The 22046-nt window shown below is 66.2% G+C and carries 19 protein-coding genes; 15 read left to right on the top strand and 4 right to left on the bottom strand.

The window, feature by feature from the left end; genetic code table 11:
- Window positions 1–2: 2 nt before the first annotated feature.
- Genes J7396_RS10395 through J7396_RS10355 form a run of 9 tightly spaced genes read left to right on the top strand, consistent with a single transcriptional unit; the run spans window position 3 to window position 8089 of the window.
- On the top strand, window positions 3–512 hold the full coding sequence (locus J7396_RS10395) for a GspH/FimT family pseudopilin (RefSeq protein WP_209261401.1): 510 nt from the start codon (window positions 3–5) through the stop codon (window positions 510–512).
- A complete protein-coding gene (locus J7396_RS10390; protein ID WP_008576216.1) occupies window positions 509–925 on the top strand; it encodes a prepilin-type N-terminal cleavage/methylation domain-containing protein in 417 nt (138 codons plus the stop codon). Before J7396_RS10395 ends, J7396_RS10390 begins: the two co-directional genes overlap by 4 nt.
- Window positions 922–1557 carry a type II secretion system protein J gene (locus J7396_RS10385; protein WP_008576217.1) on the top strand — a complete coding sequence of 212 codons (636 nt, stop codon included), beginning with the start codon at window positions 922–924 and terminating at the stop codon, window positions 1555–1557. The genes J7396_RS10390 and J7396_RS10385 overlap by 4 nt, the downstream gene beginning before the upstream one ends.
- The gene (locus J7396_RS10380; RefSeq protein ID WP_005913507.1) at window positions 1554–2405 is read left to right on the top strand and encodes a type II secretion system protein GspK; all 852 of its coding nucleotides are present in this window, start codon (window positions 1554–1556) and stop codon (window positions 2403–2405) included. Before J7396_RS10385 ends, J7396_RS10380 begins: the two co-directional genes overlap by 4 nt.
- On the top strand, window positions 2402–3523 hold the full coding sequence (locus J7396_RS10375) for a PilN domain-containing protein (RefSeq protein ID WP_005913509.1): 1122 nt from the start codon (window positions 2402–2404) through the stop codon (window positions 3521–3523). The genes J7396_RS10380 and J7396_RS10375 overlap by 4 nt, the downstream gene beginning before the upstream one ends.
- On the top strand, window positions 3507–4160 hold the full coding sequence (gene gspM / locus J7396_RS10370) for a type II secretion system protein GspM (protein WP_005913511.1): 654 nt from the start codon (window positions 3507–3509) through the stop codon (window positions 4158–4160). The genes J7396_RS10375 and gspM overlap by 17 nt, the downstream gene beginning before the upstream one ends.
- Window positions 4150–4947, top strand: a complete 798-nt coding sequence (gene xpsN / locus J7396_RS10365) for a type II secretion system protein XpsN (protein WP_209261400.1) — start codon at window positions 4150–4152, stop codon at window positions 4945–4947. Before gspM ends, xpsN begins: the two co-directional genes overlap by 11 nt.
- Window positions 4944–7253: a type II secretion system secretin GspD gene (gene gspD, locus J7396_RS10360; RefSeq protein WP_014091050.1), complete on the top strand. Its 2310-nt coding sequence runs from the start codon at window positions 4944–4946 to the stop codon at window positions 7251–7253. The genes xpsN and gspD overlap by 4 nt, the downstream gene beginning before the upstream one ends.
- Window positions 7250–8089, top strand: a complete 840-nt coding sequence (locus J7396_RS10355; RefSeq protein WP_008573736.1) for a glycosyltransferase — start codon at window positions 7250–7252, stop codon at window positions 8087–8089. Before gspD ends, J7396_RS10355 begins: the two co-directional genes overlap by 4 nt.
- A gap of 420 nt (window positions 8090–8509) precedes the next feature.
- Here J7396_RS10355 and J7396_RS10350 read toward each other — a convergent pair whose 3' ends face one another.
- From J7396_RS10350 to J7396_RS10335, 4 genes are all read right to left on the bottom strand, one after another.
- On the bottom strand, window positions 8510–9238 hold the full coding sequence (locus J7396_RS10350; RefSeq protein ID WP_008573738.1) for a UTRA domain-containing protein: 729 nt from the start codon (window positions 9236–9238) through the stop codon (window positions 8510–8512).
- Between the two features lie 105 nt (window positions 9239–9343).
- Window positions 9344–9919 (bottom strand): nicotinamide riboside transporter PnuC, encoded by a 576-nt coding sequence (pnuC, locus tag J7396_RS10345; protein WP_065627750.1) that lies wholly within the window; start codon window positions 9917–9919, stop codon window positions 9344–9346.
- Between the two features lie 223 nt (window positions 9920–10142).
- Window positions 10143–12305 carry a TonB-dependent receptor gene (locus tag J7396_RS10340; RefSeq protein ID WP_109290707.1) on the bottom strand — a complete coding sequence of 721 codons (2163 nt, stop codon included), beginning with the start codon at window positions 12303–12305 and terminating at the stop codon, window positions 10143–10145.
- Window positions 12306–12336: 31 nt separating this feature from the next.
- The gene (locus J7396_RS10335) at window positions 12337–13494 is read right to left on the bottom strand and encodes a phosphotransferase (protein ID WP_065627752.1); all 1158 of its coding nucleotides are present in this window, start codon (window positions 13492–13494) and stop codon (window positions 12337–12339) included.
- Window positions 13495–14098: 604 nt separating this feature from the next.
- Here J7396_RS10335 and J7396_RS10330 point away from each other — a divergent pair.
- The 6 genes from J7396_RS10330 to pncB all read left to right on the top strand — a co-directional run bounded on the left by J7396_RS10330 (window position 14099) and on the right by pncB (window position 21888).
- On the top strand, window positions 14099–14938 hold the full coding sequence (locus tag J7396_RS10330) for a glycosyltransferase family 2 protein (RefSeq protein WP_011348572.1): 840 nt from the start codon (window positions 14099–14101) through the stop codon (window positions 14936–14938).
- A gap of 128 nt (window positions 14939–15066) precedes the next feature.
- On the top strand, window positions 15067–16101 hold the full coding sequence (locus tag J7396_RS10325) for a hypothetical protein (protein WP_209261399.1): 1035 nt from the start codon (window positions 15067–15069) through the stop codon (window positions 16099–16101).
- Between the two features lie 10 nt (window positions 16102–16111).
- The gene (locus tag J7396_RS10320; protein ID WP_008573752.1) at window positions 16112–18019 is read left to right on the top strand and encodes a glycosyltransferase family 2 protein; all 1908 of its coding nucleotides are present in this window, start codon (window positions 16112–16114) and stop codon (window positions 18017–18019) included.
- A gap of 49 nt (window positions 18020–18068) precedes the next feature.
- Entirely contained in the window at window positions 18069–19364 is a 1296-nt protein-coding gene (locus J7396_RS10315) for a hypothetical protein (RefSeq protein ID WP_008573754.1), read from the top strand.
- Window positions 19346–20314: a hypothetical protein gene (locus J7396_RS10310; RefSeq protein ID WP_008573755.1), complete on the top strand. Its 969-nt coding sequence runs from the start codon at window positions 19346–19348 to the stop codon at window positions 20312–20314. The genes J7396_RS10315 and J7396_RS10310 overlap by 19 nt, the downstream gene beginning before the upstream one ends.
- Window positions 20315–20709: 395 nt before the next feature.
- The gene (gene pncB, locus J7396_RS10305) at window positions 20710–21888 is read left to right on the top strand and encodes a nicotinate phosphoribosyltransferase (RefSeq protein WP_008573756.1); all 1179 of its coding nucleotides are present in this window, start codon (window positions 20710–20712) and stop codon (window positions 21886–21888) included.
- Window positions 21889–22046 lie beyond the last annotated feature (158 nt).

Below are 22046 nucleotides of genomic sequence, written 5' to 3'. Positions count from 1 at the left end.
CCATGCGCGTTGCGTGTCAGCCGTTGCGTCATCGGCATGGAGTGGTCGGCCCTGGTCGGGCACGCGCGCGTGGCACCTCGTTGCTGGAGATGCTGCTGGCGATCGCGTTGATCGCAATGGCCGGCGTGCTTGCTGCCGCAGCATTGAACGGCGGCATCGACGGCATGCGCCTGCGCACTGCCGGCAAGGCCATCGCCTCGCAGCTGCGCTACACGCGCACCCAGGCGATTGCCACCGGCACACCGCAGCGGTTTCTGATCGACCCGCAGCAGCGGCGCTGGGAAGCACCCGGCGGCCATCACGGCGATCTGCCGCCGTCGCTGGAAGTGCGCTTCACCGGCGCGCGCCAGGTGCAATCGCGGCAGGATCAGGGCGCGATCCAGTTTTTTCCGGATGGTGCGTCCACCGGGGGGCGCATCGATCTGCAGGTCAAGGACGCCCGATGGCGCGTGGACGTGGGCTGGATCACCGGTGAGGTGCGTTCTGGCCCCTTGCGGACGCCGGCGCCATGAAGCGTCAGCGCGGTTACACCCTGATCGAAGTGATCGTTGCCTTTGCGCTGCTGGCGTTGGCATTGACCCTGTTGCTGGGGTCGTTGTCCGGCGCCGCACGCCAGGTGCGCGCGGCCGATGAAAGCACGCGCGCCACCTTGCACGCGCAGTCGCTGCTGGCCGTGCAGGGCATCGACAAGCCGCTGCAGCCCGAGCAGCAACAAGGCACGTTCGAAAACGGCCACTTTCGCTGGTCGATGGACGTGCGCCCGTACGACGAGCCACGGCGCAACCCGCAGGCGCCGATGTCGCCCGGCGCGCACCGGCTGCTGCAATTGACCTTGGTGGTGCGCTGGGGCGAGCAGCCCAATCAGATGCTGCAATGGCGCACGTTGCGGCTGGTGGCGGCCAACACGCAGGGCAGCCCGCCATGAGCCGTTCGCGCAGCGCAGGCTTCACCTTGATCGAAGTGCTGCTGGCCACGATGTTGCTGGTCGGTGGGTTGGCGTTGGCGTTTGCCACCTTGCGCTCGGCCAGTGCGGTGAGTCAGCGCGGCGAAGCGATCGCACAGCGCAGCGAGCGCGTACGTGCGGTGGAAGAATTCCTGCGGCGGCGCCTGGCCGCCGCATTGCCGATCGCCATGGGCATCGATACGCAAAGCCAGCAGCCGATCCTGTTCATCGGCGAGCCGCAACGCCTGCGCTTTGCCGCAGACGTGCCCGATTACCTGGGACGCGGCGGGCCGTATCTGCACGACCTGTCGGTCGCCGGCGATGGCGATCGGCGCAACCTGCTGATTGCCTTGACCATGCTGCAGTCCGGCAAGTCGATCGAAGAAAGCAGCCCGCTGCCGCCGGAGATCCTTGCCCAAGGCGTGCAACAGGTGAGTTTTCGGTATCGCGGCATGGATCCGCAAACCGGGCGCCTGAGCGCGTGGCTGCCGCAGTGGGAATGGCACGACCGCCTGCCGCTGATGGTGCGCATCGACATCCGCAGCGACGATGCCGCATGGCCGCCGATGGTGGTGGCGTTGCCGCAATCCAGCAACCCGGGGGCAGGGCAATGAGTCGTTCGCGCGGTGCCGCGCTGGTGCTGGTGTTGTGGTTGATCGCATTGCTTACCGCGATGATCGGTGCGTTCGCGCTCACCGCACGCGTGGAAGCGCTGCAGGGCAGCATGCTGCGCAACGGCGCGCAGGCGCAGGAGTACGCACGTTCTGGCCTGGAATACGCATTGTTTCGCTTGCAAGATGCCGACACCCAGGCACGCTGGCGCCCGGACGGCCGACGTTATCGCTGGCAGATGGACGATGCCAGCGTGGAGATTCGTATCACCGATGAAAGCGGCAAGGTGGATCTGAACATGGCCGAGCCCACCTTGCTCGCCGGTCTGGTGCGCGCGGTGGGCGGCGAGCAGGCCAGTGCCGGGCGCATCGCCGGTGCCATCGTCGATTGGCGCGATGGCGATTCATTGAGCCAGCCCGGCGGTGGCGCGGAAGATCGCGATTACGCCGATGCCGGGCTGCCGTATGGCGCAAAAGACAGTCCATTCGAAACCCTGGGCGAACTGCGCCTGGTGTTGGGCATCGACGGCGAGCTGTATCGCAAGCTGTTGCCCAACGTCACGCTGTACAGCGGTCGTTCGCGGCCTGAAGCGCGTTTTGCGCCCGCCCCGGTGCTCACCGCGATGGGTCTGGACGCGCAGCAACTGCTGGCCCAGCGTGACGCGCCGCTGGGTTTGCCGGGCAGCGAGGCGACGGTCGGTGGGTCTGACACTTATAGTATCGAGAGCCGGGCGCGACTGAGTCAGGGACGCGAGGCCGTGTTGCGGGCGGTGGTGTCGACCAGCGCGTCCGCATTACCAGGGTCGGCCTATACCGTGTTGCGTTGGGAAGAGGGAGCAGCAGTGCAATGACCGCATGGCGGGACACCTTGGGTCGTATCGGCGTACGCGCCATGCCGGGAGCCGGAGGCTTCTGGCGTTGGTGGCAACAATCGCTGCTGGCCTGGCTGCCGCAGCGGTGGCAATGGCAGTTGGGCCTGTCGCAGGCACGCCTGCTGTTGCAACAGGATGGCGACACGCTGCAGTTGCTGCGCCAGCGCGATCACAGCTGCGACACCGTCGCCAGCCTGCCGTGGCCGGTGCATCCGCAGGAAGTCAATGGCTTGCTGCCGACAGCGCTTGAAGGCCTGCCGCGGCATTGGCTGTTGCCGGCCGCGCACGCCTTGCGCCGGCCATTGCGCCTGCCCGCAGCGGCAGCGGCGCGCCTGCAGGACGTGGCGCGTTTCGAGATCGATCGACAAACCCCGTTCACTGCCGACCAGGTGTATTTCGATGCGCGCGTGCTCGATGTGCGCGAAGACGGCCAGCTCGATGCCGAACTGGTGGTAGTGCCGCGACGCATGATCGATGGCCCGGCCGGTGTGCCGGACGCATGGAACAGCGCGCTGTCGGGCATCGATGTGACCGACGCCAATGGCCTGCCGTTGGGCGTGAACCTGCTGCCGCCGACGCGACGCCTGCGCCGCAGCGACCCGATGCAGCGCTGGAACCTGTTGCTGGCCGCCTCTGCGCTGGTGCTGCTGGCCGTTGCCGGCTGGCTGCTGCTCGACAACCGCCGTCAGGCCGCCGACGATCTGCGCGCCAAGGTGCAGGCCAACGCCGCGCGCGCGCGCAAGGTCGCTGCCGAACGGCAGCAATTGATGGACCTGGTCGAAGGCGCGCGGTTCTTCCAGCAGCAACGCGCCACCCGCCCGACCTCGGTCGAAATCTGGGACGAACTGAGCCGGCGCCTGCCCGGTGGCACGTATCTAGAAAAATTTTCGGTCGAAGGCGGGCAACTGCAGTTGATCGGATTGAGCAACGAAGCCTCTTCGCTGGTGCGTCGTCTGGAAGGCTCGCCGTTGTGGCGTACGCCGTCGTTGACCGGCGTGCTGCAGAGCGATGCCGGCCGGAATGTCGACCGTTTCACCATCACCGCCGAGCTTGCCGGCCCCGATGCGAAGGAGGCGGCCGATGCCACGCAGCGTTAAGCGCGATCGCTGGATCGCTTTGGGCCTGCTGTTGCTGGTGATCGGCGTGGCCTACCTGGTGCTGGTGCACCCATGGTTCACCCAACCGATGATCGCGGTGCAGGACGACCTGCAGGCGCTGCGCGAACGCGAGCTGCGCGTGCGCGTGCAATTGCAGCAGGCGCCGGAAGTCAGCAAGCGGCTGCAGCAGGCGCGGCAGACGCTGGAAAGCCGCCCGGGCTTCCTGCCGGAAACCTCGGCCGAACTCGCCTCCGCCGGGCTGGTGCAGCGGCTGGAACGCGCGGTGGTGGAGGCCAGTCCTGGCAACCGCAGCTGCGCCATCAGCAATCGCTCGCCGTTGCAGCCGGAGAGCAAGAACCGCTTCACCCGCGTGGCGGTGCAGGTGCGTCTGCGCTGCGGCACGCCGGAACTGGCCTCGGTGCTGTACAGCCTGGAAAACGGCACGCCGCGCTTGTTCGTGGACAACCTCAACGTGATGGCGCAGCGCTACCAGCTCTCGCCCAACGAAAGCGGCAACGGCCTGGATATCGCCTTCGAGCTGGCCGGCTATCTGCGCCCGGGCGCCAGCGCCGCACCGCTGAACAACGAGGCCGCACCTGCTGCCCCCAACGCGGCGGAGGCTAGCAATGCGCCTTGACATGATCGGCCTGCGCACCTGGCTGCTGGCCACCGTGGTCGGTTGGGCGCTGTTGGTGTGCGTGCTGGCCGTCGCCGGCCTGGGCAAGCGCGTCGAGCTGCTGCCCGACGACCCGGCGCTGGTGCAGCGTCTGCCCACGTTGCCGGCACCGGCGCCGGAGCGCCTGGGCCCATTCGAGAAATATTCGGAAATCGCCGCGCACCCGGCGTTTGCCGAAGACCGCCTGCCGCATCCGTTCTTCCTGTCCGGCAACGATGGCAGCAGCGCCGCTTCGACAGTACGCCTGACCGGCGTGCTGCTGACGGACAACTTCAAGATGGCGACGTTGACCCTGGACCCGCAGGATTCGGTGCGCGTGCAGCTGGGCGGCGAAGCGGTGAAAGGCTGGCGCCTGCTCGCCCTGCAGCCGCGTAGCGCAACCATCGAAGGCCCCAGCGGCACGCAAACCCTGGAATTGCATGTGTTCAACGGCCAGGGCGGGCAGCCGCCCACCGCCAATGCCGCCGCACGGGGTGCCGCCACTGCCACCCCGCCGGTACCGTCCCCCGACGCTGCCGCACTTGTCCCGCCGCAGCCGCCGCAACCGCAACCGGTCGCGCCGGTGCAACAGCAGCAGCCAGGCGGGCAGACACCGCCAACCGTGCCGCCGCAGCGCAGCGATGGCGCGCAGGAAGCCCCACGCCCCTCCGACGATCAGATGCGTGCCATCCGCGAACGCATCGAAGCCCGACGCCGCCAGCTGCAACAGCAGCGCCAGAGCGGCTCTACCCCCGGTCAGACCCAATGAGTGAACGCATGACGCCGCGCCTGTTTCCCGTGTCCCTGCTGATTGGCCTGCTGGCCGGTTGCGCCACCACTCCGCCGCCGGACGTGCGCCGCAACGCGCGCCTGGATCCGCAAGTCGGTGCTGCCGGCGCCACCCAGACCGCCGCCGAGCAGGCTGCCGATGGCAACGCCAACGCCAGTGCCAAGCCCAGTCCGGTGATCCGGCGCGGCAGCGGCACGATGATCAACCAGGGCGCCGCGTCCGCGCCGGCGCCCACGCTGGGCATGGCCAGCAGCGGCAGTGCCACCTTCAATTTCGAAGGCGAATCGGTGCAGGCGGTGGTCAAGGCGATCCTGGGCGACATGCTCGGCCAGAACTACGTCATCGCGCCCGGCGTGCAGGGCACCGTGACCTTGGCCACGCCCAATCCGGTGTCGCCCGCGCAGGCGCTGAACCTGCTGGAGATGGTGCTGGGCTGGAACAACGCCCGCATGGTATTCAGCGGTGGCCGCTACAACATCGTGCCGGCCGACCAGGCGTTGGCCGGCACCGTGGCGCCCAGCACCGCATCGCCCTCTGCCGCACGCGGTTTCGAGGTGCGCGTGGTGCCGCTGAAGTTCATTTCCGCCAGCGAAATGAAAAAGGTGCTGGAGCCGTACGCGCGCCCGAATGCCATCGTCGGCACCGACCCGGCGCGCAATGTGATCACCCTGGGCGGCACTCGCGCGGAGCTGGAAAACTATCTGCGCACCGTGCAGATCTTCGACGTGGACTGGTTGTCGGGCATGTCGGTGGGCGTGTTTCCGATCCAGTCCGGCAAGGCCGAAAAGGTCAGTGCGGATCTGGAAAAGGTGTTCGGCGAGCAGAGCAAGACCCCCAGCGCCGGCATGTTCCGTTTCATGCCGCTGGAAAACGCCAACGCGGTGCTGGTGATCACCCCGCAGCCGCGTTATCTGGATCAGATCCAGCAATGGCTGGACCGTATCGACAGCGCCGGTGGCGGCGTGCGGCTGTTCTCCTACGAGCTGAAGTACATCAAGGCCAAGGACCTGGCCGATCGGCTTTCGGAAGTGTTCGGTGGCCGCAGCAACGGTGGCGATTCCAATGCGTCGCTGGCGCCGGGGTCCGAAACCAGCGTGCTCGGTGGCACGCTCGGCAACCGCGACAGCAGCCTGGGCAGCAGCTCCGGCATGACCGGCGGCAGCATCGGCGACAGCAGCGATGGCAGTTCGTCGGGCAGCGGTTTCGGCACCAGCGGTAGCAGCAGTGGTGGTTTGGGTAACGGCAGCCTGCAGCTGTCGCCGCGCAGCAATGGCAACGGCGCAGTGACGCTGGAAGTGGCCGGCGACAAGGTGGGTGTCTCGGCGGTGGCCGAGACCAATACCTTGCTGGTGCGCTCCACGCCGCAGGCATGGAGCTCGATCCGCGACGTCATCGAGAAGCTCGACGTGATGCCGATGCAGGTGCATATCGAGGCGCAGGTAGCCGAGGTCAACCTGACGGGCCAGTTGAGCTATGGCGTCAATTGGTATTTCGAGAATGCGGTCAATGCGGCCACTGACTCGAATAGCAACGGCCCGGGCTTCGGTGGAGGTGCAGGACTTCCCAGTGCTGCAGGGCGCAATATCTGGGGCGATATTGCCGGCAAGGTCACTGGTGACGGGGTGGCGTGGAGCTTCCTCGGCAAAAATGCCGCCGCAATCATCACTGCGCTGGACAAGGTCACCGACGTGCGTCTGCTGCAGACCCCGTCGGTATTCGTGCGCAACAATGCCGAGGCCACGCTCAACGTCGGCTCGCGCATCGCCATCAACTCCACCTCGATCAATACCGGCATCGGTGTGGATAGCAGCTATTCGTCGGTGCAGTACATCGATACCGGTGTGATCCTCAAGGTGCGCCCGCGTGTCACCAAGGACGGCATGGTGTTCCTGGATATCGTGCAGGAGGTCAGCAGCCCGGGCGATCGACCGACCGCGTGCTTGTCTGCAACCGCCACCATCAACGCGGCCGCCTGTAATGTCGACATCAATACGCGCCGGGTCAAGACCGAGGCCGCCGTGCAGAGCGGCGACACCATCATGTTGGCCGGCTTGATCGACGACAGCACCACCAATGGAAGCAATGGCGTGCCGTTCCTGAGCAAGTTGCCGGTGGTCGGTGCGCTGTTCGGCACCAAGAGCCGCACCAGCAACCGCCGCGAAGTCATCGTGCTGATCACCCCGTCGATCGTGCGTAACCCGCAGGAAGCGCGCAATCTCACCGACGAATATGGCCAGAAATTCAAGGCCATGGAACCTCTGAAACCCAGCCAGAAGCCGCAATGAGTGCAGCGCTGCCGGTCGTGCTGGTGCCGGTGGGCACCGACGACGAGGCGCTGGATGCGTGTCTGGGCGCATTAGATGCGGCCACGCCTGCAGGAACACGCGTGTGGCTGGCCGATGATGCGCAGGCCGGCCCGCGCGGGCGCGCAGTGATCGAACCTTGGCTGGCACGCACGCCATTGCAGGCGCATTACACCCGTCGCCAGCGCATGCTGGGCGAGGTGGCGCATCTGGACGAAATGCTCAGCGCCTGCGGCGATGCCGATGTGGTGGTGCTGGGGTTGGATGCTTGCCCGTTGCCGGGGTGGTTGCGGCAGCTGACCGCGTGTTTTGCACGCGACGCCGCGATCGCCACCGCCACGCCATGGAGCAATGTGGGCGAGGCCTGCAGCTGGCCGCGGCTGGGCGAACTCAACCCGATGCCGGATTCACCCGAGCGGCTTGCGGCTGCCTGTGCCGCGATGCCGCCGCTGCACCCGGAACTGCCGTCGGCGATCGGGCATGCGGTGCTGTTGCGTGGAACGGCGCGGCGCAAGGCCGGTGGCCTGGACGCCAGCAGTTACGGCTCCTGGTACGCGGCGCTGGTGGATCTGAGCCTGCGCATGGGTGGGCTGGGCTGGCGTAACGTGCTGTGCGACACCGCCTTCGTTGCCTCCCCGCACGAGGGCCGCCCGGCCGAAGGCGACATGGACGCGCTGGCTACCCGCTGGCCGGCCTGGCATGCGCGCCTGGCCAATTTCCTCATGCACGACCCGTTGCGCGCGCAGCGCGACCAGCTGACGCAACTCCTGGCGCACCTCCCGCCACCGGACCTGCAACGCGCGTTGTTCGACGCCTAGCGTCGCCGCCGGAACGACCTGCCCACCGCCAGGCACGGTGATCGTCCGCAATCTACATGGATCACGCAGGCACGACGACGTTCGTCATCCGATCATGCGCACATCGCAACTGCAGGTTCCACTCCGCTGCCGCACTCGCTGCTCTCGCGATCGCACTTGTCGCATGACCGGATCGATGTCGTGATGCCTGCATCAGGCGAAAGGCGGAACCACCGCCCAATCAGCAGCCGTGCCCCGTCGATGCCGCCGGCACGTCACCGATGCGTTCTGGCCGAAACGTCATCCGGCCTATCAAGTAGCTTCGAATCTGCTGTTGATGACACCGAGGTGGCAGCAAAGCCGCACACACCACGAACGCAGCAATGCGGCACGCTCTTCAACGATTCCCAATTCCCAATTCCCAATTCCCAATTCCCGGCCCTAAAAAGCAGACCGCGTCGGCGCCTCGGTCCGCACCACCACATCCAATGCGTCGTGGCGCCAGGATTCGATATCCAGTTCCACCGCGCGGCCGTCTTCGGCAAAGCTGATCCGCTGCAGCCGAAAACACGGCGTGCCGGGCGTGGACTGCAGCAGCATCGCCTGTGTCGCGTCCAATCCGGCCGGATGCATCGACAGCTGCGCGCGGCTCAGGAACAGTCCCAGCCGCTGGTTGAACACGCTGGACAGCGACCCTGCCAGATCGTGTTCGAGCAGGCCCGGCGCCCAGTCCGCAAGCACCACATTGGTTTCCAGCAGCACTGCGCGGCGGTCGATCCAGCGCCGACGTTGCAGGACGAACACCTCGTCGTACGGGCTGTCCAGTCGCAACGCCGCGGCGTAAGCCGCGCCCGCGACCTGCCGGGTGGCGCTCAATAATTCAGTGCGCGGCTTGCGTCCTTGCGCCGCCACGTACTGCATGAAGCCGGCGATGCTGGTGGGGTCGTAGCGCACGCGCGGCGCGCTGACGAACCAGCCGCGGCGGTTTTCGCGATAGATGCGGCCTTCGGCTTCAAGCTGCTGCAGCGCTTCGCGCAGCGTGATGCGGGTGCAGGAAAATCGCTCGGCCAACGCGCGTTCCACCGGCAGGCGCTGATCCGGTCCCCATTCGCCGGCTGAGATTTGTGCGGAGATCGCTTCGGTGATGGTGTGTTGGCGCGACACGCTCATGCGGCGAACCGCAGGCGGAAGACGCAGGGCGTGAGCAAGGAAATGAGGTGGCAGGCGTGCATGTTGCGATGGTAAAGAAGAACGCGCGCGCAAACCGCGACCGGCTTAGCGTGCGATAGCCATATTCTGGTTCTGTTGGGTTTTCCAGCTATGCCAGCCGTACACCGCAAGCGCCACGAAGCCTGCGTAGAGCATGGCAGTAGGGTACAGCCCCTTGCTGATGAAGACGCCGACGTAGACGCAGTCGAGCACGATCCACAATACCCAGTTGGCGATGCGCTTGCGTGCTGCCCACACGCTGGCCACCAGGCTGAAACTGGCCAGCGCCGCGTCCAGCCACGGCAGCACCGCATCGGTGCGGTAATGCATATAGGCGCCGAGCGCCGCAGCGAACGCCGCGCCGATGCCCAGCGAAAGCCAGCGTTCGGCGGACGGCATCGGCAGCGGGCGTATCCGCGTGTCTGCAGCGTTGCCGGGTTGCCAGTGCCACCATCCGTAGAGCTGGGTCAGCACGTAGACCCCTTGCAGCAGCATGTCCGAGTACAGCTTCCACTGGTAGAACAGCCACGCATACAACGCCACCGCCACGATGCCCACCGGCCAGCACCAGCGAATGCGCCGCGCGGTGAGCCACACGCCCAGCAGGTTGATCACGACAGCGATGGATTCGAGCAGCGACATGCGGTACCTGGTACGTGATAGGTCAACGTGTTGCGGCGTAGGAGGCGTTGGGACGACGGTGCATACAGTTCAGCCTTGGAACACGGCACCTCGTCGTCCACGAGCACAATCCGCAGGCGAGCTGGCAGCGCCGGTGACCGGCTGTCGACGCTGCCCGACAGCGCATTCCCCCTCATTCCTGTGCATGCACGGCAGGGCGCGCAATGTGTGCCTACAGTGCAGGTTAGAAATCCACCTGCACCGTCAGCCGTGCGGTGCGCGGCGCACCGGGGAACAGATACGCATCGCCCTGATATTCGCCGGAATCGCGCCAATAGCGCTTGTCGAACACGTTGTCCACGTTCACGCGCCAGGTGGTCGCCAGCCCGCCCAGCGCCGTGGCGTAGCGGGCACCCAGGTTGGCCACGGTGTAGGCCGGCACGCTGGCGTTGCCGAGGCGGTCGGCAAACTTGCGCCCGCTGTATTGCACACCGCCCAGCAGGGCCAGACCATCGATACCGGGCACGCTGTAATCGGCCTGCACGCTGGCGCGCAGCTTAGGCACGTTGATCGCCTGATGGCCTTCGTACTCGGCAATGTCGGTGTCCTCTGCACGCGCGCGGATTGCCGCGACGCTGGCGAACAGACGCAGCTGCCGGGTCGCCGCACCGTCGGCAGATAGCTCCAGGCCGCGGTTGTGCAGGCGGCCCTGCTGCACATAGAGCAGACCGCCATCGGCCTGCGGTTGGGTGAACTGATAGGCCTGGCGGATGTCGAACAGTGCCGCGCCCAGACGCAGGCCCTGCAGGTCGATCTTTGCGCCGGTTTCCAGCTGGTATGCATTGGTGGGCGGCAGGATCTGGTCGGCGTTATCGGCAAACCACGGCGCCGTGCCGCCGGCCGCCAGGCTCTTGGCGTAGCTGGCATACAGCGACATGTTCTGCTGCGGTTTGAACAGCAGCGCCGCCTGCGGCAGTACCGTGTCTTTGCGCGTGCGTCGCTCCAGCAGGCCGTCGCGATCGAAGCTGCGTTCGTCCAGCTGCACGTAGCGCGCGCCAAGCGACAGTTCCCACTGCGCGCCCAGGCCGATCCGGTCGGCCATGACCAGCGCGCGTTGGCGGCTGTCCAGACGGCGCTGCTTGGGGTCCAGCGCAACATCGGTCTGCGCAAAGACCTCCGGGTCGCGATCGATGCTGCCGCTGCCGACGAATTCGTTGACCGAACCAAAACGGTCGATGGTGCGGCGCAGCCACTCGCCGCCGATGCTCAGGTGTTGCTCAAACGCGCCGGTCGCGACGTGTCCTTCGAGCGTGGCACGCAGCTGATCGTGCATGCGGGTGTCGTCGGGGCTGCGGTAATCGTAGATGTCGTATTCGCCCTGCGCGCTGAAGAAGTTCGGCGTGGCGATGTCGGCGCAACTTGCCGCGCCATAACAGCCCCAGGCGAATGCAGAGAAATCGTTGATCTTCGAGCGACTGCGCGATGCTTCGGCGGTGGCGCGCCAGTCGTCGTTGAACTGGTAGGCGTAACGCAGCTGCGCGTTGAGCGAATCCATTTCCACTGGCCGCGCCCACGGCTGGTAGCCGAGCAGGCGGTGCACATCGATATCGCGCGGTACCTGCGTGCCGCCCAGCAGTTGATAGCCGGGCACCGAGCGCTGTTGCCGGTGCTGATACTCCACGTCCAGCTGCAGCAGCGCCTGCGGGGTGATCTTCCAGTCGCCGGCCAGCGACAGGAAATTGCGGTAGCCGTCGGCGTGATCGACATAGCTGTCGATGTCTTCGCGTGCGGCGTTGACGCGTAAGCCCAGCGTGCGTTCGGCACCGAACCAGTCGCCCAGATCGGCGGCGACATAGCGCGAGCCCTGTTCGTCGGTGCCCAGGGTGACGCTGCGCACGTGCTCGGGTCGCTTGGTGCGGTAGTCGATCAGTCCGGCCGGTTCGTTGACGCCCGATTGCAGCCCGGCCAGGCCCTTGAGCAGTTGCACCTGCTGTTTGTTTTCCAGTGCGATCGATTGTTCGCCCACCGCGCTCATGCCGTTGATGCGGTAACTGTTGGCGGCATTGAGCGAATAGCCGCGCACCACGAAGTTTTCGTAATAGCCGATCGGCGCATACGCATCGCCGGCAGAGGCATCGGCGCGCAAGACCTCGCTGAGTACGCGTGCCTGGCGATCGAGCAATTGCGCACGATCGATGACCGCGATCGAGGCGGGGGCGTCCAGCAGCCGGGTGGCGCCAAATCCGCTCAATGCCGTGCTGGTCTGCGCGCGCTCGCCACGCACGTTGACCGCGTCCAGTTCGACCGCATCGGCGCCGGGTTGTTGCTGCGCCAGTGCGGGGGCGCAGCACAATGCCAGTGCAAGCGCGAGCGGGCAGCGGGACAGCAGGGGGAAGGCAACGGACATTGGGCAGGACTCGACAGAGAAAGGAAGCTGCTCACGGCAGCCGGCGCGCACGTGCGTGCAGATGCGCGAGCAGGTGCTGGCCATCGGCGCTGGCGAACCAGTCCGCGTGGCCGAGCAGATAGCGGTGATAGGCGATATCGACATTGGCGGGCGAACGCGTGATGCCGGCGAAATATTCCATTTCGCTCAAGGCGAAGTCGGCATGCACGATCGGCAGCAGCGCAGCCAGGCGGTGCAAGTGGTTTGCGTCCAGTGGGCGATGCTGCGCGTAGCCCTCCAGCAGCGCGTCGAGCTGGTCGAGCTCGGCCTGCGCGCGTGCGCCGGTGTCCAGCCGCAACCAGGGGATGAGGTTGCGTTCGATCGCGGTGGCCAGATCGAATAGCGCGCTGCTGCAATCGCTCAATCCGAAATCGAAGATGGCGCTGACGCGGGTGGCTCCGTCGGTGGTGTCCCACAGCAGGTTGGACGCATGCCAATCGCCGTGGGTCCACAGCGGCGGTAGCGCGCCTGGCGCAGACAGCAGCGGCCACGCCTGCGCATGCCAGGGCAGCAGGTGGGTGGCCAGATCGTCTGGCCAGGGGCGGTCCTGAAGGGCTGCTGCAAGGTGCGGCCGCGTTGGCAAGGCATCGTGCAACGCCTGCAGGGGGTCTGCCTGGGCAAACAATCGCAGATTGGCGACCAGCACGCTGGTGGAGCGTGCCGGCGCATCGAAACCCTGGGCCGCGCAATGCAGTTGCGCCAACGCGGCGCCGGCCGCCCGCGCATGCGCAACATCGGAGAACGGCGTCCACGACAATGCATCGCGGTAGAGGTCGTGCCCCGCACCCACCCGCTGCACTTCGTACACCCAATCGGCGTGCGCCAGCGCAGTGCGGCCCCGGGCGTCGTGCAGCACCTCCACCACCGGCGCGCCGGCCCAGCGCAGATGGGCCATGAAGCTGTGTTCCTCGCGCAGCGCGGCTACGCTGCGCACACTGCAGTGGTGGCGTTTGACGATGACCGGGCCGCTTGCAGTGTCCACGCAGGCCGCTGCCGAGAACGGGCGCGCGCTATGCCAGCGCACCGCAGTGAGGTGGCCCACCGCCGCAAACCGCTGCAGCACGCGATGGATTTCATCGGTGGTCAGGACTGGCCAGTCCGGCAATGCCAGTTCCAGGCTCATGCCATGCACCTGATGCGGCACGTTCATGGCCTGACTCCCGACGGGCGCGGCAACCGTGCTGCGCCGGTGAGTGGTATAGACCAGGTTATCGGGAGTAAGCCGGCGGACGCGGCGCGCGCGCCGGCAAGAACAAGAACGGCGCTGCCGGGCCGTTGTCGCATCGCATCCGCCATCAGGTCGCGGCGATGCAAGCAATGAAAAGGCAGCGCGAAACCGCAAGGTCGCTAACCGTCATCTCAACAATCAGGTGTGGGAGTGCACCAAAAGCAACCTGCAACCCGGCTGGCGATCAGGTGCAGGCGGACGACGCGCTCTGACGCAGATGTACCCCTGGTACATGCATCGCGTGCTGCCCGCGCTTGCCTGGCTGCGCAGTCGGTTTGCCGGTCGCACAAAAGTGTGGCAACGGAAACCGCGTGCGGCTCCGGGCGCGCAGTATGCGCCTTGCGGCGGTGGGTCGCCATGCTGCAAGGCGCGTTCGCGCCCGGGCACTGCGTGCAAGCGGAAGCGTGGCGCCGTTCCAATCGCGTCCGGACGTCGGCGCGATGCGGCCGCGGCAGCGCCTGTCGCGCAGCGAGCATCGGCCAACCCAAGATGGCGCTGCGCCGCTCCGGCACCGGATAATGGCCGGATGACTCCCGTCCAGATCGCCGCCGTCGTCGTCACTTATGAAAGCAGCAGCACCATCGATGCGTGCCTGTCGCGATTGCGCGCGGCCGAGGGCATCAGCGAGATCCGCGTGGTCGACAACGCTTCCAGCGACGACACCCTGGAAGTGGTGCAGCGTCATGCCCTGGCCGATGCGCGGCTGCATTTCATCGCCAATCCCGACAACCCTGGTTTTGCGACTGCCTGCAACCAGGGCGCGCGCGATTCGCAGGCACCCTGGCTGGTCTTCATCAACCCGGACCTGATGGTCGCGCGCGATACCTTGCTACAGCTGTACGACCGGGCAGCGGGACATCCGGCGGTGTTGCTGGGGGTGGAGCAGGTGGATGAGCAGGGGCGCCCGGATGCGGCCGTGCGCCGCCGCGACCCTGACTTCGCCGCGATGCTGCGCGCGCCGCGCGCCGCCGCCAATCTGGCGGTGCCGGCCGATCCGTCGCGCGCCTTGCAGCCGGTGGATGCCATTTCCGGGGCGTTGATGCTGATGCAGCGCAGCCTGTTCGACCGGCTGGGCGGCTGGGACGGCAATTACCGGCTGCATGCTGAAGACCTGGATCTGTGCCGGCGCGCCCGCCAGGCAGGTGCTCTGGTGGCGGTGGCCAACGATCTGCAGGTGCTCCACGTACGCGGGGTCTCCAGCCGCGCGCGGCCGTTCTTTGTGGAGTGGCACAAACATCGTGGATTGTGGCGCTATTTTCGTAAATTCGAGGCCGATCGACGCGGGCTGCCGACGCGGCTTGGCGTGTGGCTTGCGATCTGGATCCACGCAGTGGCCCAGGTGCCGCGTTTGTTGCAAAACAAATGAGTTGGATCGCGTTAAATTTGTGATAAGTCGGTGATGGGGCGCCGGCCGCAACTGTGATACGTTTCGCCCCGAAGTGTGATCAACCCTAGCTTCCTGTCCCTTCCGGGTCCCCCATCAGGAATCGTGCAATGTCTTTACAGAACGACCCGCAAAGGCGGGTACGTCGGTCGTGCGCTACCCCGCTGCAGTCCAGTTCGATTGCCTCGCCGTGTCATCCCCATCCAACCCAACCGCGTGCGCTGTCGGTCCTGGCATCGGCGCTTGCACTGAGCTGTGTGCTGGCCGCATTGCCAGGCACCGCATTGGCCGGTGCGTGGACCCAGCCGCAGGGCGACACCCTGGTGATCGTCAAGGCGCTGCATAGCGATGGCCGCGGGTGGTTCGACGACAGCCACCACCGCACGACCTTCGGCGACGGCCAGCAGTTCGATGGCAATGGCCGCAGCCGTCAGGACCAGCTCAACGTCTACGTCGAGCATGGTCTGACCGAAAAGCTCAGCTTCATCGGCAACTTCTATTTCAACGACGTGGGTTTCAGCAACCACGATGCCGTCAACGGCCGTCAGCAAACCACGACGACCGGTTTTGCCGATCAGGAAATCGGCTTGCGCTATGCGTTGCCGAGCGCGCAGAACGATGTCTGGCGCAGTGCCGTGCAGGCCCTGGTGAGCATCCCCGCGTATGGGCGCAGCAAGACCTACCACCCGAACAATCCTTCTGCCAATTCCGACCCTGCGCTTGGCCTGGGCGACTATGGCCTTGAGCTGCGCTACAGCCGCGGCCGTGGCTACACGCTGGGCGGCCGCAACGGCTATGTCGATCTGGGGGGTGCGGTCCGCCTGCGCGGAAGCGCGGCGTCCGACGAACTGCGGGTAGACGCGTCCACAGGTCTGAGTCTGACCCCGAGTTGGCTGCTGTTGGGCGAACTCAATGTGATCCAGGGGTTGGGCAACGGGCGTGGCAACTTCGATGTTGCCGGTAGCGGTGGCGGCGTGGGCTTCGTCGCCACCGGCACCAACTACGATCTCACCAAGTTGCAGTTGTCCACGCTGTACACGGCGCCGGGTGGCAGCCAATGGCAGGTGGGGTATCAGCAGCCGGTGATGGGGCGCAACACCGGTGCCGCGGGCGGGCCATTCGTGGCCGCCTGGTGGCGTTTCTGAGGGGCCGCACATGACGGTCACCTGCGAAACGGACGCGCTGGGACGAGCACCGGACATCGGCCGCGAACGCGGTCTGCTGGGTCGTGCGCTGGTGTCTGCAGGCGTCATCACCGATGAACAGCTGCGCTCGGCGCTGGCCTTGCAGCAACGCTGGAATTCGCGCCTTGGCGATGTGATCCTGGCCCAGCGCGGCGTGCCGGCGCAGCGGTTCTACGCCATCGTTGCCGCGCACTTCGGGCTGCAATTCATCGATCTGGTGCAGCAGCCGCCGGATCCTGCGCTGCTCACCCCCGGCGATCTGGATAGCTACGCGCAGCGCCTGGTGTTGCCGTGGCGGCGCGAGGACGGTGTGCTGGTGCTGGCGGTAGCCGATCCGGATCCGGCCTTGTTCGCCTGGGCACGTGCCCATTACGGCGAAGACGTGCGCTTTGTCGGTACCGCCAAGTTCGACATCATCTGGAGCCTGCAGCGCTATGCCGACGAGCAGCTCACCGACAACGCGCTGAACCTGCTTGCGGCGCATGCGCCGACGTATTCGGCACGCCAGGTCATCACGCGCGGGCAGAAGTTCGCGTTGTGGGCGTTGGCGGCGGTGATGCTGGCGACGTTGGTGCTGTTCCCGGTGCCGGCCCTGATTGCCGTCAACGTGCTGGTGGCGCTGGGCTTTCTGGCCACCTTCGGGTTGAAGTTGCTGCTGGTGTGGTTCGGCTCGCGCCATCGCATCGACATCAAGGTCACCGAAGACGAGGTGGCCGCGCTGCGCGACGACGACCTGCCGGTCTATACCGTGCTGGTGCCGATGTACAAGGAGCCGGAAGTCCTGCCGATCCTGGCCAACGCGCTGCGCAAGCTGGATTACCCGATCAGCAAGCTGGACGTCAAGCTGGTGCTGGAAGCGGACGACCTGGACACCATCGAAGCGGCCAAGAAACTCGGCCTGGAAGCGTTCTTCGAAATCATCCGGGTGCCGCCGTCGCAGCCCAAGACCAAGCCCAAGGCCTGCAACTACGCACTGCATTTTGCGCGTGGGCAGCTGCTTACCATCTACGACGCCGAAGACAAGCCCGAGCCGGACCAGCTCAAGCGCGTGGTTGCGGCATTCCGCAAGGCCGAAAAGGATGTGGTGTGCATCCAGGCGCGGCTGAACTACTACAACGCCGACGAAAACTGGCTGACGCGGATGTTCACGCTGGAGTACACGCTCTGGTTCGACTTTTACCTGCCGGCGCTGGAATACCTGCGCATTCCGATTCCGTTGGGTGGCACCTCCAATCACTTCCGTCTGGACGTATTGCGCCAGGTGCGCGCGTGGGATCCGTACAACGTCACCGAAGACGCCGATCTGGGCGTGCGGCTGATCCAGAACGGATACCGCGTCAATGTGGTCAATTCCACCACCTTCGAAGAAGCCAACGTCAGCATTCCCAACTGGATCCGGCAGCGGTCGCGCTGGCTTAAGGGCTATATGCAGACCTGGCTGGTGCACATGCGCGACCCGGTGCATCTGTATCGCAGCACCGGCTTCAAGGGATTTTGGGGGTTCCAGTTCTTCATCGGCGGCGGTTTTTTCACCGCATTGGGCGTGCCGGTGCTCTGGGCGTTGTACGCGGCGTGGGCGCTGACCGGCACCACGATGTTCGAACGCTTCTTCCCGCCGTGGCTGGCGGGGGTCTCGCTGGTCAATCTGCTGCTGGCCAATGCGTTCTTCATCTACATCACGCTGGTTGCAGCGTTCAAGCGCGACTACTTCAAGCTGGCGCCGTACGCACTGACGGTGCCGTTCTACTGGGCGTTGCAGTCGATCGCCGCCTACAAGGGTCTCTGGCAGCTGATCCACAATCCGTTCTATTGGGAGAAGACCACGCATGGCATCAGCAAGCATTCGGAAAACGAGCGCCGCGCCGCACTCGAAGAGTGAGCCGGTTGCGCAGCGTCGCGAGAGCGGGCTGCCGGCGTTTCTCATCGCCGTGGTGGCGCTGTCGCTGCTGAGCCAGCCGCTGCTGGTGCAGTCGGTGGCCACGACGCCCGCGCTTGCGCCGGACATCGGCGTGCCGGCGACCGGGTTGCTGGCGTGGGCGGTCGATCTCACCTTGCATCGCTGGAATCTGCCGTTCCAGGTCTGGCCATGTGTCGCGGTGGCTGCGAACGCGCTGTTCCTGTCGCTGCTGTGGCGCGATCTGGCTGGCGTGTTCGGGCGCGGCTGGGCCAGCGCGCTGACGCTGCTGGTGGGCTGCAACCCGCTGTTCCTGCTGCCGATCGCTGCCGGCGGCAGCCAGGCAGTGGGGTTGCTGGCCTTCTACGGTTTGTGCCGCACCTTGCGCCGCTTGCAGGCGCCGGTGGAAGCCTTCACCTATCTGCGCATTGCGGGCTGGTTGTGCATTTTGCTGTGCCTGGATCTGCAGACGCTGGCGCTGTCGACAATGGTCGCGCCGTGGCTGCTGCTGGTCATGCCGCCGCAGATGCTGCGCAAGGCACCAGGCTCGTTCTATCTGGTGTGCTATCTGCCGTTCGCATTCCTGGTCGGCATGTGGGCCTACGTGAATCTGGTCGTGTTCAATGCGCCGTGGCCGACGCTGTCCAGCATTGCCCAGGCGTCGCATCCGTTGCCGTTGCCACTGGCCGGCCATGCCGACGGCTGGTTGCCGGCGGTCCGCTGGGGTGTGGCGGCCGTGGCGTGCTTCCCGGTGCTTGCGCTGGTGGCGCGTGCGCGCAGCGGTGCGTTGGCGCGTGGCGTGGTGGCCAGTGCCGGCACCGTGATCTGCGCGGCTGCGTTGTCGTTCGCGTTCGGCTGGGCTGGCTTCGATGCCCTGCTGCTGTTGTGGGTGCCGGCGGCGTTGTTGCTGCGTGCGCTGCACGCCGACCAGCGCGGCCAGGCGGCCGGATTGCTGGTGTTGGGCCTGGTGGGTGCGATCTGGGCACAACCGCAGGGTTGGGGTAGCTGGATGCGTGCCGCAGCGCCCGACGAACAGGCCCTGATGCAGGGCGAGGCCGTTGTCATGACGACGCCGGTATCGTTGCCGGTGCGTGCGGCGGCCGCTCCCGCTACGCAGGAGGCTGGGGTGATGCAGCCGGCGATGGCCCAGAGCGCTGCGGTGGCCCCGGCTGCAACGGCATCGGCCGACACTGCCGAGCCGGCCAACCCGGCAGCGGTCACGGCGGTGCCGCAGGACAAGAACAGTGCATCCTTGCGTGCGACGGCGTGCTCCCGGCACGCGGCGCCGCCGAATGCCGAGGTGTCTGCTGCATGTTCAAGCGCGTTCTAAGCGTCGCAACGTTGATCGGCGTGTGTCTGCTGGCAAACGGCTGCAATGCCGCCGCGCCGACCTGGATGGGCGCCAACGTCAAGGTGTCCGCCAACGCCCCGTGGGAAAGTCAGGCTGCAGCGCAGTCGCTGGACGCACTGGCCAAGACGGGGGCCAGCAAGGCGTTGCTGGTCGCGTTCGTGTGGCAGGCCAACCCGCAGTCCAACGACCCGGTGCTGGGCAGCGACAGCAGTGTGGACGCCATGCGCGCTGCGTTGCGGCAAAGCCTGCAGGCTGGATTGCAGCCGACGCTCAAGGTGCATGTCTGGATTCCGGGACACTGGGCCGGCGATGCCGCGCCCACCGACCCGGCGGCGTGGTTTGCGGCCTATCAGCAGGCATTGCTGCCATTGGCCAGGTTGGCCCAGGACGAACACGCCGAAGCGTTGGTGATCGGCACCGAGTTGCGCAAGTTGCAGGACGCGCCGCAATGGCCGGCGTTGGTCGCGGCAGTGCGCAAGGTCTACCACGGAAAACTGTTGTACGTGGCCGACGGCATGGAGCATGCCGAGAGCTTCCGTTACTGGTCGTTGTTCGATGCGGTGGGCACCAGCCTGTATCCGCGCCTGTCCGAAGCTGCCGACGCACGCAGCGCTGAAATGACCGCCGCGGCGCAACGCCTGCAGCAGTTGGGTCAGCGCGTGGGCAAGCCGGTGTGGGTGGCCGAGCTGGGGTTGCGTTCGGCGCGCGGTAGTCTGGCGGCGCCGTGGGAAAGCCCGGAGCAGCGCACGGCCGCCGTCGATACGCGCCTACAGCTGCAGGTGTTGCAGCAGTGGCGCAAGGTACTGCAGGCGCATGGCGTGGAAGGCATTGCGCTGTGGTGCTGGTATACCGACCCCAAGGCCGGCGGCCCGGGCGACAGCGATTTCACCGTGCAGGGCAAGCCGGCGCAGCAGGTGCTGGCGCGCTGAGGGCGACTGGCGAACAGCTGCGTTCGCCGCAGCGTCGGGGCGCGGCCAGTGCCCGGGATCGCCAGAAACCCGCTCGCACGCTTGGGCTTCTGACGCCGGCCACGTCACGTGATGCGGGCTCGCTCTGGTTGCCGGTCGCGCTAGATCGCGCTGCACGTGCATGGCGTGCGCCTGTGCTGTGCGTCAGACGGGTGCAGCTGCACGTGCTGGCGTCACGTTGCATGCCTTCCGACGTGCTCCTTCCGCCAGCGGCTGCGCTGCGCAGAACGGGTTGGAACGCGCTGGCCCAGCTTGGCAATCGCGGCTGTCTACCTGACGACACAGGTGCGCTGCGTTCTCACGCGGCTTGCGCACTGCACGCGCTGTCATCGCCGCCAAGGGCATAATCCGGCGGCATGATCATCCATTCGCTGCTCGACACCGACCTGTACAAATTCACCATGATGCAGGCAGTGCTGCACCAGCACCCGGCAGCGCAGGTGGATTACCGCTTCAAGTGCCGCACCCCCGGCGTGGATCTGGCGCAGTTCGTCGATGAGATCTCGCGCGAGATCGATGCGCTGTGCCGGTTGCGGCTGCGCGAGGACGAAGTGGATTACCTGCGCAGCCTGCGCTTCATCAAGCCGGACTTCGCCGACTTCCTGGCGCTGTTCCATCTGGATCGCAAGTATCTGAGCCTGACCGCATCGGCCACCCATCCGGGCGAGATCGAGCTGACCATCCGTGGCCCCTGGCTGCACACCATCCTGTTCGAGGTGCCGCTGTTGGCGATCATCAACGAGGTGTGGTTTCGCAATACCTCCGAGCCGGATTTCGAAGAGGGCCGCAGCCGCCTGCGCGAGAAGGTGGCGAGCCTGCGCAGCATGCCGGCCGGCTGCAAGATCGCCGACTACGGCACCCGGCGGCGCTACTCGCGGCAATGGCATGGCGAGTTGCTGCCGCTGCTGCGCGATGGCCTGGGCGAACAGTTCGTCGGCACCAGCAACGTGTATTTCGCCAAGCAGTACGGGCTGACCCCGCTGGGCACGATGGCGCACGAGTATCTGCAGGCGTTCCAGGCGTTGGGGCCGCGGCTGCGCGATTCGCAGGTGGCGGCGCTGGAATCGTGGGCGCGCGAATACCGTGGCGATCTGGGTATCGCGTTGTCGGACGTGGTTGGGCTGGATGCGTTCCTGCGCGATTTCGATCTGTATTTCTGCAAGTTGTTCGATGGCATGCGCCACGATTCGGGTGACCCGTTCGAATGGGGCGAGCGCGTCATCGCGCATCTGGAAGCGCACCGCGTCGATCCCCGGACCAAGGTGCTGGTGTTCAGCGACGGGCTCAATATCGACAAGGTGATGCGGCTGTACCAGCACTTCCACACGCGCTGCCGGCTGGCGTTCGGGGTGGGCACCAGCCTGACCAACGATCTGGGGCCGACGCCGCTGCAGATCGTGATCAAAATGGTCCGCTGCAATGGCCAGCCGGTGGCCAAGCTCAGCGACTCGCCCGGCAAGAGCATGTGCGAGGACATCGGGTATCTGCGCTATCTGCGCGACGTGTTCGGACTGCCGCCGATGGCAGAGGGATGATTGTTCGGGGCGATGCCGGCGGGGACTGACTGGCGCGCGTCGCCACCCGCTACAGAAATTCCCTACACGCTGTCGGGGAATGCCCGAAAAAAGTGAGACGCAGATCTCGATTCGAGGATGGCGGCCGCTAACATGTCATCACACATGCATCACACATG

Origin of the sequence: Xanthomonas sp. A1809, assembly GCF_017746015.1 — a bacterium.
Taxonomy (GTDB): Bacteria; Pseudomonadota; Gammaproteobacteria; order Xanthomonadales; family Xanthomonadaceae; genus Xanthomonas; species Xanthomonas euvesicatoria.
This window is presented reverse-complemented; position numbering and strand designations above follow the sequence as displayed.

Excerpts from the sequence above, each read along its gene's own strand:
- J7396_RS10395 (WP_209261401.1), top strand. The coding sequence starts at position 3 with ATGCGCGTTGCGTGTCAGCCGTTGCGTCATCGGCATGGAGTGGTCGGC.
- J7396_RS10390 (WP_008576216.1), top strand. The coding sequence starts at position 509 with ATGAAGCGTCAGCGCGGTTACACCCTGATCGAAGTGATCGTTGCCTTT.
- J7396_RS10385 (WP_008576217.1), top strand. The coding sequence starts at position 922 with ATGAGCCGTTCGCGCAGCGCAGGCTTCACCTTGATCGAAGTGCTGCTG.
- J7396_RS10380 (WP_005913507.1), top strand. The coding sequence starts at position 1,554 with ATGAGTCGTTCGCGCGGTGCCGCGCTGGTGCTGGTGTTGTGGTTGATC.
- J7396_RS10375 (WP_005913509.1), top strand. The coding sequence starts at position 2,402 with ATGACCGCATGGCGGGACACCTTGGGTCGTATCGGCGTACGCGCCATG.
- gspM (WP_005913511.1), top strand. The coding sequence starts at position 3,507 with ATGCCACGCAGCGTTAAGCGCGATCGCTGGATCGCTTTGGGCCTGCTG.
- xpsN (WP_209261400.1), top strand. The coding sequence starts at position 4,150 with ATGCGCCTTGACATGATCGGCCTGCGCACCTGGCTGCTGGCCACCGTG.
- gspD (WP_014091050.1), top strand. The coding sequence starts at position 4,944 with ATGAGTGAACGCATGACGCCGCGCCTGTTTCCCGTGTCCCTGCTGATT.
- J7396_RS10355 (WP_008573736.1), top strand. The coding sequence starts at position 7,250 with ATGAGTGCAGCGCTGCCGGTCGTGCTGGTGCCGGTGGGCACCGACGAC.
- J7396_RS10350 (WP_008573738.1), bottom strand. The coding sequence starts at position 9,238 with ATGAGCGTGTCGCGCCAACACACCATCACCGAAGCGATCTCCGCACAA.
- pnuC (WP_065627750.1), bottom strand. The coding sequence starts at position 9,919 with ATGTCGCTGCTCGAATCCATCGCTGTCGTGATCAACCTGCTGGGCGTG.
- J7396_RS10340 (WP_109290707.1), bottom strand. The coding sequence starts at position 12,305 with ATGTCCGTTGCCTTCCCCCTGCTGTCCCGCTGCCCGCTCGCGCTTGCA.
- J7396_RS10335 (WP_065627752.1), bottom strand. The coding sequence starts at position 13,494 with ATGAACGTGCCGCATCAGGTGCATGGCATGAGCCTGGAACTGGCATTG.
- J7396_RS10330 (WP_011348572.1), top strand. The coding sequence starts at position 14,099 with ATGACTCCCGTCCAGATCGCCGCCGTCGTCGTCACTTATGAAAGCAGC.
- J7396_RS10325 (WP_209261399.1), top strand. The coding sequence starts at position 15,067 with ATGTCTTTACAGAACGACCCGCAAAGGCGGGTACGTCGGTCGTGCGCT.
- J7396_RS10320 (WP_008573752.1), top strand. The coding sequence starts at position 16,112 with ATGACGGTCACCTGCGAAACGGACGCGCTGGGACGAGCACCGGACATC.
- J7396_RS10310 (WP_008573755.1), top strand. The coding sequence starts at position 19,346 with ATGTTCAAGCGCGTTCTAAGCGTCGCAACGTTGATCGGCGTGTGTCTG.
- pncB (WP_008573756.1), top strand. The coding sequence starts at position 20,710 with ATGATCATCCATTCGCTGCTCGACACCGACCTGTACAAATTCACCATG.